The organism is uncultured Actinomyces sp. (genome assembly GCA_900541895.1).
GTDB lineage: Bacteria > Actinomycetota > Actinomycetes > Actinomycetales > Actinomycetaceae > Pauljensenia.
In genome coordinates this window covers 1-16001 of sequence record UWSI01000015.1, presented here as the reverse complement: position 1 = coordinate 16001, position 16001 = coordinate 1, and the positions used below count along the sequence as shown (strand labels likewise).

The window sequence follows — 16001 nt, the reverse complement described above, 5'->3', positions numbered from 1 at the left end:
GGCTGTCTCTTATCAATACAGTGAGGACAAAAGTCACACGGACGGAGGTCCTACCTTGCGAATCGCACTATTTGCGACCTGCCTTGCAGACACTATGTTCCCCCAGGCCGCGCAAGCAACGGTCACGCTGCTTGAACGACTGGGCCACGAAGTTGTCTTCCCGGAAGGTCAGGTCTGCTGCGGCCAGATGCATGCCAACACCGGCTACTTCGAAGATGCCGCCAAGATCACTCGCAACCACGTTCGAACCTTCGAACCCGTCCTTGACGGCGAATGGGACGCAATTGTGGTTCCTTCTGGCTCTTGCACGGGTGCCGCCCGACACGAGCAAAAACTCGTCGCTGAGCACGTTGGCGACGATCAGCTCGCAAAGCGCTCCCAGCAGATTGCCGCACACACCTACGATCTCACCGAGCTCATCACCGATGTCTTGGGCCTGGAAGATGTCGGCGCATACTTCCCCCACACCGTGACATATCATCCAACCTGTCACTCTCTGCGCATCGCACGAGTGGGAGATCGCCCTTACCGCCTGCTTCGCGCAGTGGAAGGTCTCACCCTTGTTGACCTTCCCGACGCTGAGGTTTGCTGTGGCTTTGGTGGCACCTTCTCCATGAAGAACTCCGAAACCTCGACTGCGATGCTTGCCGACAAGGTCTCGAATGTTATGTCAACGCACGCCGAGGTCCTCGTCATGGGTGATTACTCCTGCTTGATGCACGTCGGTGGCGGCCTGTCTCGACTGAACTCGGGTATCCGCCCGATGCACCTCGCAGAGATTCTTGCATCCACCAAGGACAAGCCTTTCCTTGGCAACATTTCATTCGCTCCAGAAAGCGCACAGGTGATCTGAAATGTCTGAGACCTTCATCGGTATGCCCGGGGTAGCCTCGAGCGATGAGTCCAATGCTGCGGTTCACACCGGAGGATGGCGAACGACAGTTGAGATCCCCGAAGACACTCTTCGCTGGGGTCCTACTTTCCCCGAGGCCGCGCATAAGACCCTTGCAAACACCCAGATGCGTCGCAATCTGGGCCACGCTACCCGCACTATTCGCGCTAAGCGTGGTCAGCGCGTCGCAGAAATGCCCGACTGGGAAGATCTGCGTGACGCTGCAGAAGCGATCAAGTTTGAGGTCGAATCCCGACTCCCTGAACTTCTGGAAGAATTCGAGCGCAATGTCACCGCACGTGGAGGCATCGTTCACTGGGCACGAGATAAGCATGAAGCGAATCGCATCATCGCGGACATCATTAAGTCCAAGGGCGTCGACGAAGTCGTCAAGATTAAGTCGATGGCAACCCAGGAAACGAACCTCAACGAATTCCTGAAGGACGAAGGTATTTCCGCACGCGAGACCGACCTGGCAGAAATGATCGTTCAGCTTGCTGACGATATGCCCAGCCACATTGTCGTTCCTGCGATTCACCGTAACCGTTCCGAGGTTCGTGGCATTTTCCTCGATCGAATGGAAGATGCGCCGCGTGATCTTTCTGATGATCCTCAGGAATTGACTGCCGCCGCACGCGCACACCTTCGTAAGAAGTTCCTACACGCCAAGGTTGCGGTTTCAGGCACCAACATGGGTGTCGCTGAAACTGGAACAGTGTCGGTCTTCGAATCGGAGGGTAACGGACGTATGTGCCTGACCCTTCCCGATACGCTCATCACATTGATGGGTATCGAAAAGCTGGTTCCTCGTTACCAAGATATCGAGGTCTTCTCCCAGCTTCTCCCCCGCTCTGCTACGGGTGAGCGCATGAACCCCTACACCTCGATGTGGACGGGCGTGACTCCGGGTGATGGCCCGCAGGAATTCCACCTGATCCTGATGGATAACGGACGCACCAAGACTCTTGCTGATCCCATTGGCCGCGAAGCCCTTGCATGCATCCGTTGCGGTTCCTGCATGAACATCTGCCCCGTCTACCAACACACTTCGGGTCACGCCTACGGTTCGGTCTACCCCGGCCCCATCGGCGCTATCCTCACGCCGCAGCTGACTCAAGGCTTGGATGAGAAGGATCCTGTCCACACCCTTCCCTTCGCGTCTTCTCTGTGCGGTGCGTGTGGTGAGGTCTGCCCGGTCAAGATCAAGATTCCGAACATTCTGATCCATATGCGTGCCCGCACCGTGGACGTTAAGCACAACATCGTGCCTGATATCTGGGATTTGGCGATGGATTCTTCAGCCCCTGTCATGTCCAATTCAAAGGCATGGGAGCTGGCTACGACCGGCGTCAAGGCAACTCGCATTGCCAAGAAGAAGGGAAAGATCGGCGCTCTTCCCTTCCCGGCATCGCTGTGGACTACTGCCCGCGATCTTCCGGTCGCTCCGAAGGAAACATTCCGCCAGTGGTGGCGGCGTACTCACCCCGACTCAGATGCCTCGGCTCCACGCTCCGATGCGCCGGCAAAGGATATCCCTTTGGCAAGTGAGCACGGAATGACTACTCACACGAATACTGAGGAGGCCTGAGATGGTTATGGATGCGAAGACCGCTATCCTCGCCCGTGCGCGCGAGGCCATTGAGCGTTCGCAAGAGGGACGTCCCGTCCGCGAGATTCCTCGTAACTACATCCGCGAAGGCCAACATGCCCCCGGTTCGGATGAAGTCGTTGCTGAGATGATTGAGAAGCTTGAGGACTACTCAGCGCAGGTTGTCGAGGCACGCGATGATCAGGCAATCGAAGATGCGATTGCAACGTTCCTTTCCGAGGCCAAGGCTTCCTCGGTTGTCGTTCCCACAGGCCTCGATGATCAGTTCAAGAAGGCGGCTGGACGCGATAAGCGAAAGGTACGTGAGGATTCGCGCGAGAACGCTATTCCGACATTGGAATTGGATGCAATCGATGCCGTCGTGACTCGCACTCGCGTCGGGATTTCCATCTCGGGAACGATTATCTTGGACGGTGAACCTGATCAAGGACGCCGTGCGATCACTCTTGTTCCCGATACTCATGTGGCAATTCTGGAACGCTCTGCAATCGTTCCAACCGTGCCACAGGCCGTCGATATCTTAGGCGAGCATCCCGAGCGCCCAACAACCTGGATCGCCGGTGGTTCTGCAACTTCGGATATCGAATTGGTTCGTGTCAATGGCGTTCACGGTCCTCGCCACCTGCGAGTGATCATCGCACACTAAGCAGTACACGACTGACACTGTGTAATTAAGTGGTGGGGAGGTTCCGAAAGGACCGCCCCACCACTTAACTTTCCTTGTTCAAAGGAGAAGCAAAGAGCTGACTTAACGAAGTCGCCTAATCCATTTTTTGCTCCGCATTTTCCTGCGAGTTCTCAAGGCTGAATGCGAAAGAACGAGCCGTCATATCATTCATCACGACATAAAGTTTCTCGCGCCCCTCGAGCTCAGCAAAGAAAATGTCTTCGAGCTTAATTCCCTGGTGTTCGAGTTCCTTCGTCAGCCATTCCTCGCTCTGACCAGAGGCTTCAAGTTGATCCTGAACAATCTGCCCCTTCGAGACTAAGACGTAGCTCATGCTTCCATCGCTCTTCTTGACAACGGTCAAAGAGCCATTGGATCCATACTGTGCAAACTCAACATCTTCAACTGAAAAGATCCCGCGCGAGCGAAGCTCTTCGGTGAAATTAATGATGTCAAAATTACTGCTTTCATCATCGAGAGAATCAATGACGAAGTGGCCGTGATTGATGATGGTCACCGCTTTGCCCTTGAGGATTTGCCGCGCGGGCATAAAGCGGGAGGCAATGAAGTTGAAAAACGAAATCATGCCCACAGTTGCAAGCAGCAGTACAACGTAGGAGAAAGTCGAAACCGAATGGTTGTAGATAATACCGCCGATGATCCCACCGAGAATAAAGTTTCCGATGAAGTCAATAGAAGTGAATTGGGTAAGGCTCTGTTTCTTTGTCAGAGTGAGGTGAGCAGAGATAATCACGATACCGATGAAAAGTCGGAAAATCGAGTGCGCGTCAAGGATGAGTTCGTGCCACATAAATCAACAATAGAACACGGACTAACTGATAACAGTGTGGGGTCCGGTACCTGTTGGTACCGGACCCCACAAAAACTTGCGAACGGAGGAATCAGTCCTCGACGTCCAGCAGGCCGTTCTTGTACGCCTTCGCCAGACGACGGGGAACACGCACCTCACGGCCGCCCACCTTGATGGTGTTCAGCTCAGTGAGATCGGCCTTCCATGCGGACCGGCGAGTGCGGGTGTTTGCTCGGGACATCTTGCGCTTGGGAACTGCCATGACCCTACCGCTCCTCTTCTAGTTCTGACGTTTTTACCGCGTCGATGCGTATCTTTCAGACACGCAGCCATAGACATATGACTTTCGACAACCTGACCACTGTAGCACGACGGGCCAAAAGTACGCATATTCCAAAGGAATTATTCGTGCGAAGCTCGTCTCATTCCCAGCCTCACAAACACTCATGCAACAATGAAGGCACTATGTCCTCTCTTCGAGTGCTTGCTTCAGGCACACGCCTGTCCCATGAGATTGAAATTAAACGGTCGCGCTTTCTTGCATCGATCGCGAGGACGGATACACCCGAAGAAGCCCGTGAGTTCATTAATTCAGTCAAAGACGCTCATCCGCAGGCACGCCACAACTGCTCAGCATGGATGATCGCGGAAGAAGGCCATTCACCTTCTCAACATTCTTCGGATGACGGAGAGCCTTCAGGCACCGCTGGAACTCCCATGTTGGATGTTCTTAAGCGCAATGAGCTATGGAATGTGACAGTCGTTGTGACGCGCTACTTTGGGGGAATTCTCTTGGGAGCCGGTGGCCTCGTGCGGGCGTATTCAAGCGCAACCAGCGAGGCGCTTGCTCAGGCTCCTTTCGCGCGCTTGGAGGCGCTGTCAGTTGTCAAGACTGAACTCGCTCCCGTTGATGCTGGACGAATTGAAGGCGAGTTACGTCGTTTAGGCGGGCACGTAGTCGATGCTCAGTGGGGATCCACTGTATTACTCACCGTGGCAATGAGTCCACAGCAGCTGAAAATAGCTGAAAATCTGCTCGCCACGCTCAGTTCAGGCCAGTATGTTTTTCGCCCTCTGGGACAACGTTACATAGAAATCGCGGAATAATCCGGCTCCCCATAGAGTTGCAGTTACGTGCATGGCACGAAGCGACATCTAGGAGACATCATGACCAACATCGCAACAGATGTCACCGACCTCATCGGTGGCACTCCCCTGGTTCGAATTAACCGCCTGAACGAAGGTGGCGCGGAAATCGTCGCGAAAGTCGAGGCTTTCAACCCTGCTTCTTCCGTCAAGGATCGTATTGCTCGTTCCATCGTTGATGCCGCAGAGGCTTCCGGGGAACTCAAGCCAGGCGGGACTATTATCGAAGCCACCTCAGGAAATACCGGCGTTGCACTCTCAATGGTTGGTGCAGCACGCGGTTACAAGGTTGTCATTGTCATGCCTTCCTCGATGAGCCTCGAGCGCCGCATTCTTATTCGCGCCTTTGGTGCGGAACTGGTCCTTACCGACCCCAAGGGTGGAGTGACCGCCGCTGTCGCAGAAGCTGAGCGCATCCGTGATTCGCGTCCCGGGTCCATCATCGCCTCCCAGTTCACCAACCCCGCAAATCCCGCCGTGCACCGCCGTACGACCGCAGAAGAGATTCTTCGCGATACCGACGAGAACGTTGATATCTTCATTGCTGGTGTCGGTACGGGTGGAACAGTATCTGGTGTGGGTGCTGTCCTCAAGGAACTCAAGCCCAACGTCAAGGTCATCGCGGTTCAACCGGCAGAGTCCCCGCTTCTTACCGGTGGCGAGGCTGGCCCGCACGGTATCCAGGGACTCGGCCCAAACTTCGTTGCTCAGACCTACGATCCCAGCGTTGTTGACGAAGTAATCGATATTGAAACTCCACTAGCACTGGAAACTTCGCGGCGAGCAGCCGCGGAAGAAGGCCTGCTTGTTGGTATTTCTTCAGGCGCAGCACTTGCCGCTGCAATCCAGGTGGCGCAGCGCCCTGAAAACGAAGGTAAGCGAATCGTCGTGGTCCTCCCCGATACCGGTGAGCGTTACCTTTCGACAGCGCTCTTCGAAAACCTGCGCGACTGACAGGTCTGGGGTGGATGAGATACATGCTCATCCACCCCATTTCTGCGTCCTTGGATGAGAGCGCACAGGACAATCAAAACCCACGAGCACTTCACCCGCATAACAGTGCACAACTACCCACAAGCGACTGACGGAGAACTACCCATGGCCTCGTCTCCACGCAAGATCATTCAGCTTCTTGCCGAGGATCTTCGAACGGCAAAACGGCGCGATCCCGCGGCCCGTTCAACTCTTGAAGTCGCACTCGCCTATCCCGGCGTCCATGCGCTGTGGACTCATCGAGTAACACACGCAATGTGGTCTCACCCCGCGCTACGCACGCCCGCTCGCGTCCTTTCCTCAATTGCAAGGATGGCGACAGGGGTTGACATCCATCCCGAGGCTACTATCGGGCGCCGTGTATTCATTGACCACGCGACGGGGGTCGTCATTGGGCAAACAGCCGAGGTCGGTGAAGACGTTGTAATCTTCCACGGGGTGACCTTGGGTGGCGTCGCTATGAACCCCGGGAAACGGCATCCATCCATCGGTAATCACGTCATGATCGGTGCTGGCGCAAAGATTCTTGGCCCCATCACAGTTGGCGATGGCGCCAAAGTTGGAGCCAATGCCGTCGTCACCAAGGATGTCCCCGAAGATGCTGTTGCAATCGGCGTCCCAGCAAAGTTACGTCAGAAACCGGAAGAACGAATGATGGAGGATGATCGCGACCTCATCATCGATCCAAATTGCTGGGAAGATGATCCGACTTGGTACATCTAAGTTCCTCGCATTTGTCAAGCTTTCGAACAAACTCCCAAAAATAACTCTGTGAGTTCGCACACCTTCTCACGTGCCGCCACCCGTGTAACAGATCACATATTCTGTCCTTATGGACAGGCATTCTCTACAAGCACAGATTGACGCACTGACGCGCCTTCACGGTGCAACAGAGTGTGAGATCGGCGTACTGACGCGCTTCGATATCCCGGAACTTGCTGAGCTTTCTTTAGCCGCATACGGTATCCGCCCAACTATCGAGGCACATATTGAAGCAACAGACGAGATGCGGCTGTGCTTTGACGGGGTTTTCGGCACCCCATTGGAGGGATCCTTCCTAGGTGGTTGGATCGAAGGAGAGCTAATCGCCGCGATTATCGTCGTTGTCGATCCCCCCGTTGAAGAACCCAGTGGACTTCCACAGGTCATCGACCTGATGGTTCACCCGAAGTTCCGGGGCCGCGGAATTGCTACCGCATTGGTCGCAGAGTGCGCACGTCGCTGTAAAGACTGGGGAGCATCTTCCCTTGTCGTCAGAATTGACGAGGCAAATGTTCACCTTCCTCAGATCTACGACATCTTCCAAGAAAGCGACAAATCCCCCGCAAGCTAAGCAGAATTGCTTTAAAGCGCAGGGAATGCTGAACTGCGAATAGCTGCGCTATCCCCTCTCACGCGAGGCTTTTCCTACTGCCTTAGTTCTGACAATTCGAGCACCAGAAAAGACGGCGATTTTGCATGAGCTTTTCACTGATCGTCGTCCCGCATTTAATACATGGCCGTCCACTGCGATGGTAGATATACCATCGCGCCAATTCTTCATCACCTTCAGGAATTGGATCAGGCTGATCCTCGGGACGAATCGTATCGATACGTCCAATCTCTAGGCCTCGTATCATCAGTTCGCACACGGTGTCCCACAGGTGGCCAACACGCTGCACAGAGAGGCGATTTCCAGCCCTCATCGGTGAAATACCAGCCAGGAACAACGCTTCCGCTCGATAGATGTTCCCCACTCCAGCAGCGATCGACTGGTCCATTAAGAGCTCACCGATTGGACGTTTACGTCCGCGGATCATTTCAATGAAACGCCTACGGGTCGCTGGATCTTGCGCGGCACCCGGCTGAAGTGGATCACACCCCAACTTGGATTCGACAACACGTCTATCCTCATCGGAAATGAGCTCGCACCGATTCGGACCGGTGACATCAGCGACTGCATGCTCCGACAATACCCGCAGGCGAACCTGCCCAACAGGATCGGGAGCATTCCATTCTTCACCGCGCTTTTGGATATTTCCAGACGCCAAATTATCTTCGACGTACAGAGTGTCTTCCGCGTAGCTCGCCCACTTCAGAGCCGCATGTCGGTGCCCTTTTGTCGCCACCCAATTCGTGCGTGGTGCACCAATGGAGGATGGGACATCAAAAGCATGCTCATCCGCATCAAAACGCCATGACCCATACAGGCCCAAGTGAATATGGAGCCACTGGAGCTGCTCATCACAGGGGAAAGCCTGCTCTCCCCACAGCGGCGATGATCCTGTAAAGGGCAATGCGGCCTCGGCCTCGGGACTGCCCAAGTGAGCGGCAAACTCAGCCTCCGCAGACTTCGCTTGCTCAGCACAAGAGTCAGCAGCCTCAGCTGGCATAAAACCGACAAACATATGCTTGCCCACCGCCCGCACAGCAACAACCTTATGGTGGTTAATCAACTGTGCGGATGAGGCAAAACGCCCCTGCGGTGACGAAGTTTCGACCTCACTGCCCTGGAAGAGAACAGAAAACGTGTTGGCGATCCGATGGATCGCATCTCCTTCAGGCATGGTTACTTCGGAAGAACGATGTTGACCAGCTGCGGAGCACGCACAATGACCTTTAAGGGCTCGCGTCCATCAAGAAGCTTGACGATCGGAGCTTGTTCAAGGGCAAGGGTACGCAAATCATCTTCGCTAATCGACACGGGAACCTCGAGCTTCGCGCGGAGCTTGCCATTAGCCTGAACGATCGCGGTCACGGTGTCGTCTTCAAGCAAGGACTCGTCTTCCACGACCGGGAAAGGTACTCGAGCAAGCGATTCTTCATGCCCCAACTTCTGCCACAGTTCCTCACAAATGTGCGGAGCAACAGGAGAGAGCATGAGAATGAGGGCCTCAACGGCAACGCGAGGGACGCGATCAAAAGAGGTCAGGTGGTTGTTCAGAACGATCAGCTTGGCGATAGCCGTGTTGATACGCAGGTTCTCGTATTCAACGGTGACCTCGCTGATCGTACGTGCCAGCAGACGCGCCGTCTTCTTATCCATCGGCTCATCGCTAACGGTGACCTCACCCGTCTCTTCATCAAGGACATTGCGCCACAAGCGCTGAAGGAAGCGCTGCGAGCCGACGACTGCACGCGTATCCCAGGGACGCGAAACATCCAGGGGCCCCATGCTCATTTCGTAGACACGGAAGACATCCGCACCGTAGGCGTCGTACATCTCGTCAGGCGTCACGATATTCTTGAGCGACTTGCCCATCTTGCCGTATTCGCGATTGACAGGCTGTCCCTTCCAGGTAAAGCCGCTTGTCTCCTCGCCTTCGACCTCGTCAGCCGGAACGTACTGCCCGCGAGCATCGGTGTACGCATAAGCCTGCACGTAGCCCTGGTTAAACAGCGTGTGGTAGGGCTCGCTATCGGGAACAAATCCCAGATCGAAAAGAACCTTCTGCCAGAAGCGCGCATAGAGTAGGTGGAGCACAGCGTGCTCGACACCGCCAATGTACAGATCAGTTCCACCACTGATCTTGCCCTCACGCGGCCCCATCCAATAGCTCAGATTTTCTGCACCGGCGAAGGTCGTGGGGTTAGTCGGATCGGTATAGCGCATTTCGTACCAGCACGAACCTGCCCACTGAGGCATGGTGTTTGTCTCACGGCGGTACTGCTTGGGACCATCGCCCAAATCGAGGGTGACATTGACCCACTCCTGAGCGCGTCCCAGAGGAGCCTCGGGTTCACTATCCGCGTCGTCAGGGTCGAAGGTACGCGGTGAATAATCACTGATTTCAGGAAGCTCAATGGGAAGCATATCTTCGGGAAGTGAGTGCGCAACGCCATCCTCATCCCACACGATCGGGAAAGGCTCACCCCAGTAACGCTGACGGCTAAAGAGCCAGTCGCGCAGGCGATAGGTTGTTGCGGCGCGCCCCAGGCCCTTGGATTCCAGCCACTTCGTCATCGCTGCCTTTGCAGCGTCCTTATCGAGGCCATTGAGGCTAATTTCCTCATTGGCTGAGTCGACAGCAACACCATCACCGGTATAGGCGCTCTGAGTCAGATCGTGGGCAGTGGGGTCCTCAGCATCACCGATCGTGCGAATGATGTCCAGCTGGAAACGACGCGCAAACTCCCAGTCACGATCATCGTGCGCAGGAACCGCCATGATGGCGCCGGTTCCATAATCCATCAAAACGTAGTCAGCGATAAAGACAGGGATACGCTTCTGGTTCACAGGGTTAATTGCCCACAGCCCAGTGAAGACACCAGTCTTCTCTCCCGCATCCTCTGCGCGCTGTTCCGGGGTCTTTGCAGCAGCCTGTGCACGGTAATCCGCCACTGCCTCTGCAGGAGTTGCATAGCCCGCACTCCACTCGGGGCGCGTTCCTTGCGGCCAAGATGCGGGAAGTTTAAGCGCAGCCTGGTCAGAGGATGAACCGGGAGTGGTTCCACCAAGCAGGGGGTGCTCGGGAGACCAGACCACGAAGGTCGCTCCAAAGAGCGTATCGGGACGTGTCGTGTAAACGGTGAACTCGCTATCTGACACGCCATCACCCACGGCGCGGAAATCGACCTCTGCACCGTGCGAGCGCCCGATCCAATTGCGCTGCATGGTGCGCACCTTTTCAGGCCAATCAATGGTGTCCAAGTCTTCGATCAGGCGATCGCCGTAAGCAGTAATGCGCATCATCCACTGGCGCAGCGAGCGCTTAAAGACCGGGTAGTTACCGCGCTCTGAACGTCCTTCAGCGGTGACTTCTTCATTCGCCAAGACAGTACCCAGACCGGGGCACCAGTTAACAGGAGCCTCAGAAATGTAGGCCAGTCGGTAGGAGTCAATAACGCGCGCACGCTCACGCGGACTCAGCTCATTCCATGATCGAGCGGAGAATTCTTCTGGAAGCTCACGCTCTCCCGACTCAAACTGCGCAACAAGCTCGGAAATCGGGCGCGCAGCACCCAGGCCTCGGCCATCGCGACGGGGTGCCTGGGGATCAAACCACGAATTAAAGACCTGCAGGAAGATCCACTGAGTCCAGTGAACGTAGTCGACATCAGTGGTTGCAAACGAACGACGACGATCATGAGAAAGGCCCAGACGACGCAGCTGGCGTCGCATGTTGGCGATATTTTCTTCGGTCGTCACACGCGGGTGTTGACCGGTTTGAACAGCGAATTGCTCGGCAGGAAGACCGAATGCGTCATATCCCATTGTGTAGAGAACATTTTCGCCACGCATGCGGTGGAAACGAGCAACCGTATCAGTCGCGATATAGCCCAGCGGGTGCCCAACATGCAGGCCCTTACCTGAGGGGTAGGGGAACATATCGAGGAGGAAGAAAGGATCACGCGAGGCAAGGTCTCCAGCAAGATCTCCTTCAGGATTATCTGCAAAGAAGGTCCCTCGCTCGTCCCATAGGTCCTGCCACTTGTTTTCGATCTCACCGGCCAACTGTGCCGTATAACGGAAATTGGGCTCGCCTGTCGAGATCTCGCTCATCCTTGCCTCCATTTACCCTGAAAATTCACTATCTTCAGGCTCGTTCTATGCCTTATATAGGTTAGTGCATTGGCGCGAATTTGCCTGTTTATTCCCACTAGGCAAAACCAGCCGGGGGCTAGACAATAGAGCTATGAGTACCGTTTTTGAAAAAATCATCTCCGGAGAATTCTCCGGACGCTTTGTGTGGGCCGATGACATCTGCGTCGCATTCGCGACAATCGAGCCGACAAGTCCCGGGCACGTCCTAGTTGTTCCGCGCGAGCCCGTCCCTTCATGGACAGCCTTGAATACGTCAACGTGCGAGCATCTCATGAAGGTTGCGCAGCTTATTGGACGTGCCCAAGAAGCCGCTTTTGAAGTACAGCGCTCCGGCCTGGTGATTGCCGGATTTGAGGTGCCACACACCCACCTCCACGTCATTCCCCTGCGTCAAGAAAGCGACGTCCTACTCAGCAATGCTGCTCCGGCCAGTGATACCGAGCTTCACGAGGCCATGGATAAGCTTCGTCAAGAGCTGATCAATGAGGGCTACGGCTCACAGGTACCAGCGTCGATGAACACGCTGAACTAGCCTCATACAATTCACAAACGCTACTTAGGAAGCGTTCCCACGACAGAAATAAGTGCGGCTTCTTGGGCACTCAGCTCAAGGCGTCGCTCTTTTTCTTGGGCCCCACTGCGAGTTTTAGGCGGATAAACGCTGAGCACAAGCTCCCCATTTTCACCACGTTCACGAACTTCAACCTGGTCGTCAAGACCAAGCCCTTTATTTTCAATCGAACGCAAGCTCGCTGCGTCGCTGTCGCTAAAACGCGCGATACACACTCTGTTCCCCGGGATGACCTCAACAAGAGGAATCATTGCTACGAGCTCGACACTACCGTCGGCAGAAGGAATAGGGTCTCCATGTGGGTCGCGCACCGGGTGACCCAAGCGTTCATCGATTCGATTGAGCAGGCGGTCTGAGATCGCATGCTCAAGGATTTCCGCTTCTTCGTGAACTTCATCCCACTCAAAACCGAGCGCATCATGCAGATAGGTTTCGAGTAAGCGATGGCGCCTGACCACTTCCAGTGCGCGTCGGCGTCCTTGCTCAGTCAAGGTCACTTTTCCATAGGGCTCGTGGAAAGCAAGCCCTTCAGTAACCAAACGCTTGACCTTCTCCGAGGCCGTGGAGACAGCAACGCCGACACGCGAAGCAAGGAGACGGACCGCAATACCGGCTTGTCCGTTCTCTTCAGCGCTCCAGATCGTCTTGAGATAGTCCTGAGTAACGGCATTCTCACGTACTGAACGACTATCGCTCATAAAAATGTCAGCTGCTTGCACTCCCCTAGCCTACCGCCTTGAGACTTGAGAAAGGCAGAGCGAATTTGCGAACTACCCAAAACGTATGTATTGTTTTCTCCTGTCCCAAGGACACGCGTCATTAGCTCAATTGGCAGAGCAGCTGACTCTTAATCAGCGGGTTGGGGGTTCAATTCCCTCATGACGCACGCAGCATGTTGATAGATGTGCTACTGTAAACACATAACCCAAGCGTCATTAGCTCAATTGGCAGAGCAGCTGACTCTTAATCAGCGGGTTGAGGGTTCAAGTCCCCCATGACGCACCCATTGCCGAGGCGGCGCCAATGGTCGGATACGACTATGAGTATTCGTGCCCTACTATCCTCGGAGCTTCTTATGCGTCGTCTTACTTCTTCTGAGAAAGATCTGCTCGCATCGATTGAACAACAGCTCAGCGCCCGTCGCCGCACGGTGATTACCCCAGATATCGTCGAACAAGCGACTCACCTGATCCGTTCTATGACAGACCCGCGTCCGGGTCTTCACGAGCTCGTTGGCCCCGTATGTACCACCTCAGACATCGTTGCCTGGCTGGGTATCTCGCGTCAGGGCATCAACAAGGCCGTGCGAACAAACCGTATTCTTGCAGTTCAGTCGCCCACCACTATGTGGTACTACCCCACCTGGCAGCTCATGGCCAACCACTCGGTTATCGATGAAATGTCCGAAGTGCTCGGGCGCCTGCGTGGACGCGTGCATCAATTAACTGCGGCAACATGGTTCCAGCGTCCGATCGAGGTCTTAGAGCAAGCAACTCCGGCACAGTGGATGCTCGATGGGCACGATCTACACACCATAGTCGGCGCAGCTGAAGCCTTTGCTACCGCAGAGGAACGTCGTCCTTCACCGGTGCCGCTTTTCGATCCGGAGATTCAGGCGACCTCTCTATAAGCGAAAGCTCCAGCTTCACAGCAAGTGTTTTTTCACTGATTGGGAAGCTACTTCGCGGATTATCAGAGGTCCCCAAAGATTATCCCGACACCACAGAGTAATCGGGCCAAATCGCAATGAAGCGGTTTGGCCCGATTCCCTGTTAAGCAGCGTTATTGATCCAATCCCAGCAGCTTCCGCACACGTGCGACATGCCCCGTTGCTTTCACGTTATACAGGGCGTGGGTGACGGTTCCAGAGGGGTCAAGGACAACTGTGGAGCGGATAATCCCTTGAAAAACCCTTCCATAGTTCTTCTTTTCACCAAAGGCGCCCCACGTGGTGAGAACTTCCTTTTCGGGATCCGAAGCCAAGGGGAAATTCAGATCTTGACGCGACGCAAAGTTCTCAAGAGCAGTCATCGAATCGGCACTAATGCCGATTACCGAATACCCTGCGCCTTTAAGCGAGTTGAGGCTGTCGCGAAAATCGCATGCTTCTTTCGTGCACCCGGGGGTCGATGCCTTGGGGTAGAAATAAACAACCACACCTGACTTCGCCTGTCCCAGCAGATCGTGCAAGGAAAGCGTGCCGTGAGTTGTTTCAAGAGTAAAATCGGGAGCTTTCTCCCCCACCTGAAGTTGAGTCATAAGCTGAGCTTAGCTGGGGTTCCATCGGCGCGCCCATCCAAGATAGATCCTCAGCATTTACCCCTTCCAATAAGGTAAACTCTGTGCTGTTGCGCGAGTGGCGGAATTGGTAGACGCGCTGGATTTAGGTTCCAGTGTCTTTGACGTGTGGGTTCGAGTCCCATCTTGCGCACTGATAAATTCCTTTGCCCCTACGAGGCCGCACCTGCCTACCCGCGATACGCGCGCTCGATTGTCGCTTCGGCAATCACTCGAGTCCCCCGGTACAGGACCAAAGATTGCCCAGCAGCGACACCGCGGATTGGCTGCGCCAAAGCCACGGACAGCCGTGAGCTTCCGTCTTCATCATTCTCTCGAACAAGCTCCGTCACGACGCTGGGCACCCCATGTGCACGAATCTGAGCTGTTACAACTCCCTCATCGACTTCATTCAGGCAGCGCTGGCCAAGACTTGGGCCAAACTCGCGTGTGGCACCCTCATTGATCTCTCCCGAATCATCAGGTGCGAGCCACACAAGTTCAGAACAATCAATATGGTCGACAGAGAGCAATTCAGAAGCGCCAACAACAACCTGGTTGAGCTGAGGCTTCGTCTCAACGACATATCGAGGCCGCCCGTCGGCTGCCGGGTTGCCCAAGTTCAACCCTCGTCGCTGACCAACGGTGAAATTCCAGTAGCCATCGTGACGACCTACAACATGACCTTCAGTATCAACAATGTCACCCGGGTTGCTCCCGAGGTGTGAACGTAAAAAGCCCTGCGTATCTCCATCAGGAATGAAGCAGATATCGTAAGAATCTGGCTTATTTGATACTCCGAGCCCCATTCTTTCCGCTTCAGAACGCACCCATGATTTCGATGGAGCATCTCCCAGGGGGAAAATTACACGTGGAAGTTCTTCGGGTCCCATAATTGCAAGCACATAGGACTGATCTTTTGCCTCGTCACGTCCACGATGGAGCTGAGGACCCAAATCTGTCTGAACAATACGCGCGTAGTGGCCCGTACAAACCGCATCAAATCCCAGTGCCCGCGCACGCTGGGCAAGCTCCCTAAACTTGACGAATTCGTTGCAACGAACACAAGGATTCGGAGTATGTCCGGCCTTGTACTGCTCAACGAAGTCAGTGATGACTGTCTGCTCAAATTCTTCGGCAAGATCCCACACATAAAATGGAATCCCCATGATTTCGGCAGCACGAGCAGCATCAGCAGCATCTTCAACCGAACAGCAGCCGCGAGAACCCAAACGGCATTCTTGAGGTTGAGACGATAGGGCCATATGCACTCCTACGACCTCGTGTCCGGCCTCTACAGCCTTCGCTGCCGCGACTGCAGAGTCCACTCCACCCGATAGAGCCGCAAGAACCCTCATGCATCCATCCTGTCTCGTTCATCCAATGCCTGTCCCGCTCGGATTGCGGCGGGAAGTGCCGAAAGAAAAGCATCAATATCTTCTACGGTAGTTTCCAAACCCGTGGAAACCCGCAGCACACCAAGTGCTTGATTTTCACTGTAGCCAAGGGCC

The 16001-nt window shown here is 54.9% G+C and carries 16 protein-coding genes, 3 tRNA genes and 1 pseudogene; 12 read left to right on the top strand and 8 right to left on the bottom strand.

The genetic code is table 11. The features are described 5' to 3' along the window. The first annotated feature begins 55 nt into the window (after nucleotides 1-55). From QZR18_RS05175 to QZR18_RS05165, 3 genes are read left to right on the top strand one after another with little or no spacing between them, the layout of a single operon-like run. A complete protein-coding gene (locus QZR18_RS05175) occupies nucleotides 56-853 on the top strand; it encodes a (Fe-S)-binding protein (RefSeq protein WP_048711756.1) in 798 nt (265 codons plus the stop codon). A gap of 1 nt (nucleotide 854) precedes the next feature. Then, on the top strand, nucleotides 855-2480 hold the full coding sequence (locus tag QZR18_RS05170) for a LutB/LldF family L-lactate oxidation iron-sulfur protein (protein WP_295910554.1): 1626 nt from the start codon (nucleotides 855-857) through the stop codon (nucleotides 2478-2480). A gap of 7 nt (nucleotides 2481-2487) precedes the next feature. Beyond that, nucleotides 2488-3147, top strand: coding sequence for an LUD domain-containing protein (locus tag QZR18_RS05165; RefSeq protein ID WP_295910582.1), 660 nt, complete (start codon nucleotides 2488-2490; stop codon nucleotides 3145-3147). Nucleotides 3148-3262: 115 nt separating this feature from the next. Here QZR18_RS05165 and QZR18_RS05160 read toward each other — a convergent pair whose 3' ends face one another. Both QZR18_RS05160 and rpmF read right to left on the bottom strand, forming a co-directional pair. Next, nucleotides 3263-3979 (bottom strand): DUF421 domain-containing protein, encoded by a 717-nt coding sequence (locus QZR18_RS05160; RefSeq protein ID WP_295910552.1) that lies wholly within the window; start codon nucleotides 3977-3979, stop codon nucleotides 3263-3265. A gap of 91 nt (nucleotides 3980-4070) precedes the next feature. Next, the gene (gene rpmF / locus QZR18_RS05155; RefSeq protein ID WP_009409287.1) at nucleotides 4071-4241 is read right to left on the bottom strand and encodes a 50S ribosomal protein L32; all 171 of its coding nucleotides are present in this window, start codon (nucleotides 4239-4241) and stop codon (nucleotides 4071-4073) included. Nucleotides 4242-4444: 203 nt separating this feature from the next. On the opposite strand from rpmF, the gene QZR18_RS05150 reads away from it, so the two are divergent. The 4 genes from QZR18_RS05150 to QZR18_RS05135 all read left to right on the top strand — a co-directional run bounded on the left by QZR18_RS05150 (nucleotide 4445) and on the right by QZR18_RS05135 (nucleotide 7451). Next, complete coding sequence (locus QZR18_RS05150) at nucleotides 4445-5086, top strand: YigZ family protein (protein WP_295910550.1); 642 nt, start codon at nucleotides 4445-4447, stop codon at nucleotides 5084-5086. Nucleotides 5087-5146: 60 nt separating this feature from the next. Then, a complete protein-coding gene (gene cysK, locus QZR18_RS05145) occupies nucleotides 5147-6079 on the top strand; it encodes a cysteine synthase A (protein WP_295910549.1) in 933 nt (310 codons plus the stop codon). 144 nt (nucleotides 6080-6223) lie between these two features. Continuing rightward, nucleotides 6224-6841 carry a serine O-acetyltransferase gene (cysE, locus tag QZR18_RS05140; protein ID WP_295910548.1) on the top strand — a complete coding sequence of 206 codons (618 nt, stop codon included), beginning with the start codon at nucleotides 6224-6226 and terminating at the stop codon, nucleotides 6839-6841. A gap of 109 nt (nucleotides 6842-6950) precedes the next feature. After that, on the top strand, nucleotides 6951-7451 hold the full coding sequence (locus QZR18_RS05135; RefSeq protein WP_295910546.1) for a GNAT family N-acetyltransferase: 501 nt from the start codon (nucleotides 6951-6953) through the stop codon (nucleotides 7449-7451). 82 nt (nucleotides 7452-7533) lie between these two features. Here QZR18_RS05135 and QZR18_RS05130 read toward each other — a convergent pair whose 3' ends face one another. Beyond that, on the bottom strand, nucleotides 7534-8664 hold the full coding sequence (locus QZR18_RS05130) for an Fpg/Nei family DNA glycosylase (RefSeq protein ID WP_295910545.1): 1131 nt from the start codon (nucleotides 8662-8664) through the stop codon (nucleotides 7534-7536). 2 nt (nucleotides 8665-8666) lie between these two features. Next, a complete protein-coding gene (locus QZR18_RS05125; protein WP_295910543.1) occupies nucleotides 8667-11600 on the bottom strand; it encodes a leucine--tRNA ligase in 2934 nt (977 codons plus the stop codon). A 133-nt stretch (nucleotides 11601-11733) separates the two neighbouring features. Here QZR18_RS05125 and QZR18_RS05120 point away from each other — a divergent pair, with 133 nt between their 5' ends. Then, nucleotides 11734-12174, top strand: a complete 441-nt coding sequence (locus QZR18_RS05120) for an HIT family protein (protein WP_295910541.1) — start codon at nucleotides 11734-11736, stop codon at nucleotides 12172-12174. Between the two features lie 20 nt (nucleotides 12175-12194). On the opposite strand, the gene QZR18_RS05115 is transcribed toward QZR18_RS05120, so the two are convergent. Further along, a complete protein-coding gene (locus QZR18_RS05115; RefSeq protein ID WP_295910540.1) occupies nucleotides 12195-12911 on the bottom strand; it encodes a metal-dependent transcriptional regulator in 717 nt (238 codons plus the stop codon). Nucleotides 12912-13026: 115 nt separating this feature from the next. Between QZR18_RS05115 and QZR18_RS05110 the strand changes: the two genes are divergently transcribed. From QZR18_RS05110 to QZR18_RS05100, 3 genes are all read left to right on the top strand, one after another. Then, nucleotides 13027-13099, top strand: a tRNA-Lys gene (locus tag QZR18_RS05110). A 43-nt stretch (nucleotides 13100-13142) separates the two neighbouring features. Beyond that, nucleotides 13143-13215 (top strand) — tRNA-Lys (locus QZR18_RS05105). A 37-nt stretch (nucleotides 13216-13252) separates the two neighbouring features. Next, nucleotides 13253-13843, top strand: coding sequence for a hypothetical protein (locus QZR18_RS05100; protein ID WP_295910538.1), 591 nt, complete (start codon nucleotides 13253-13255; stop codon nucleotides 13841-13843). A gap of 152 nt (nucleotides 13844-13995) precedes the next feature. Here QZR18_RS05100 and QZR18_RS05095 read toward each other — a convergent pair whose 3' ends face one another. Beyond that, nucleotides 13996-14472: a peroxiredoxin gene (locus tag QZR18_RS05095; protein ID WP_295910537.1), complete on the bottom strand. Its 477-nt coding sequence runs from the start codon at nucleotides 14470-14472 to the stop codon at nucleotides 13996-13998. Between the two features lie 91 nt (nucleotides 14473-14563). Here QZR18_RS05095 and QZR18_RS05090 point away from each other — a divergent pair. Further along, nucleotides 14564-14644: transfer RNA gene (locus tag QZR18_RS05090), tRNA-Leu, on the top strand. A gap of 37 nt (nucleotides 14645-14681) precedes the next feature. Here the strand turns inward: QZR18_RS05090 and mnmA are convergent. Next, complete coding sequence (mnmA, locus tag QZR18_RS05085; RefSeq protein WP_295910535.1) at nucleotides 14682-15848, bottom strand: tRNA 2-thiouridine(34) synthase MnmA; 1167 nt, start codon at nucleotides 15846-15848, stop codon at nucleotides 14682-14684. Beyond that, nucleotides 15845-16001, bottom strand: a pseudogene (locus tag QZR18_RS05080) (aminotransferase); the annotation flags it as partial. The pseudogene QZR18_RS05080 and the gene mnmA, both read right to left, overlap by 4 nt.

Bases quoted from the DNA above. Each gene is read 5' to 3' on its own strand.
- QZR18_RS05170 (WP_295910554.1), top strand. From the start codon at position 855: ATGTCTGAGACCTTCATCGGTATGCCCGGGGTAGCCTCGAGCGATGAG.
- QZR18_RS05165 (WP_295910582.1), top strand. From the start codon at position 2,488: ATGGATGCGAAGACCGCTATCCTCGCCCGTGCGCGCGAGGCCATTGAG.
- QZR18_RS05160 (WP_295910552.1), bottom strand. From the start codon at position 3,979: ATGTGGCACGAACTCATCCTTGACGCGCACTCGATTTTCCGACTTTTC.
- rpmF (WP_009409287.1), bottom strand. From the start codon at position 4,241: ATGGCAGTTCCCAAGCGCAAGATGTCCCGAGCAAACACCCGCACTCGC.
- QZR18_RS05150 (WP_295910550.1), top strand. From the start codon at position 4,445: ATGTCCTCTCTTCGAGTGCTTGCTTCAGGCACACGCCTGTCCCATGAG.
- cysK (WP_295910549.1), top strand. From the start codon at position 5,147: ATGACCAACATCGCAACAGATGTCACCGACCTCATCGGTGGCACTCCC.
- cysE (WP_295910548.1), top strand. From the start codon at position 6,224: ATGGCCTCGTCTCCACGCAAGATCATTCAGCTTCTTGCCGAGGATCTT.
- QZR18_RS05135 (WP_295910546.1), top strand. From the start codon at position 6,951: ATGGACAGGCATTCTCTACAAGCACAGATTGACGCACTGACGCGCCTT.
- QZR18_RS05130 (WP_295910545.1), bottom strand. From the start codon at position 8,664: ATGCCTGAAGGAGATGCGATCCATCGGATCGCCAACACGTTTTCTGTT.
- QZR18_RS05125 (WP_295910543.1), bottom strand. From the start codon at position 11,600: ATGAGCGAGATCTCGACAGGCGAGCCCAATTTCCGTTATACGGCACAG.
- QZR18_RS05120 (WP_295910541.1), top strand. From the start codon at position 11,734: ATGAGTACCGTTTTTGAAAAAATCATCTCCGGAGAATTCTCCGGACGC.
- QZR18_RS05115 (WP_295910540.1), bottom strand. From the start codon at position 12,911: ATGAGCGATAGTCGTTCAGTACGTGAGAATGCCGTTACTCAGGACTAT.
- QZR18_RS05100 (WP_295910538.1), top strand. From the start codon at position 13,253: ATGAGTATTCGTGCCCTACTATCCTCGGAGCTTCTTATGCGTCGTCTT.
- QZR18_RS05095 (WP_295910537.1), bottom strand. From the start codon at position 14,472: ATGACTCAACTTCAGGTGGGGGAGAAAGCTCCCGATTTTACTCTTGAA.
- mnmA (WP_295910535.1), bottom strand. From the start codon at position 15,848: ATGAGGGTTCTTGCGGCTCTATCGGGTGGAGTGGACTCTGCAGTCGCG.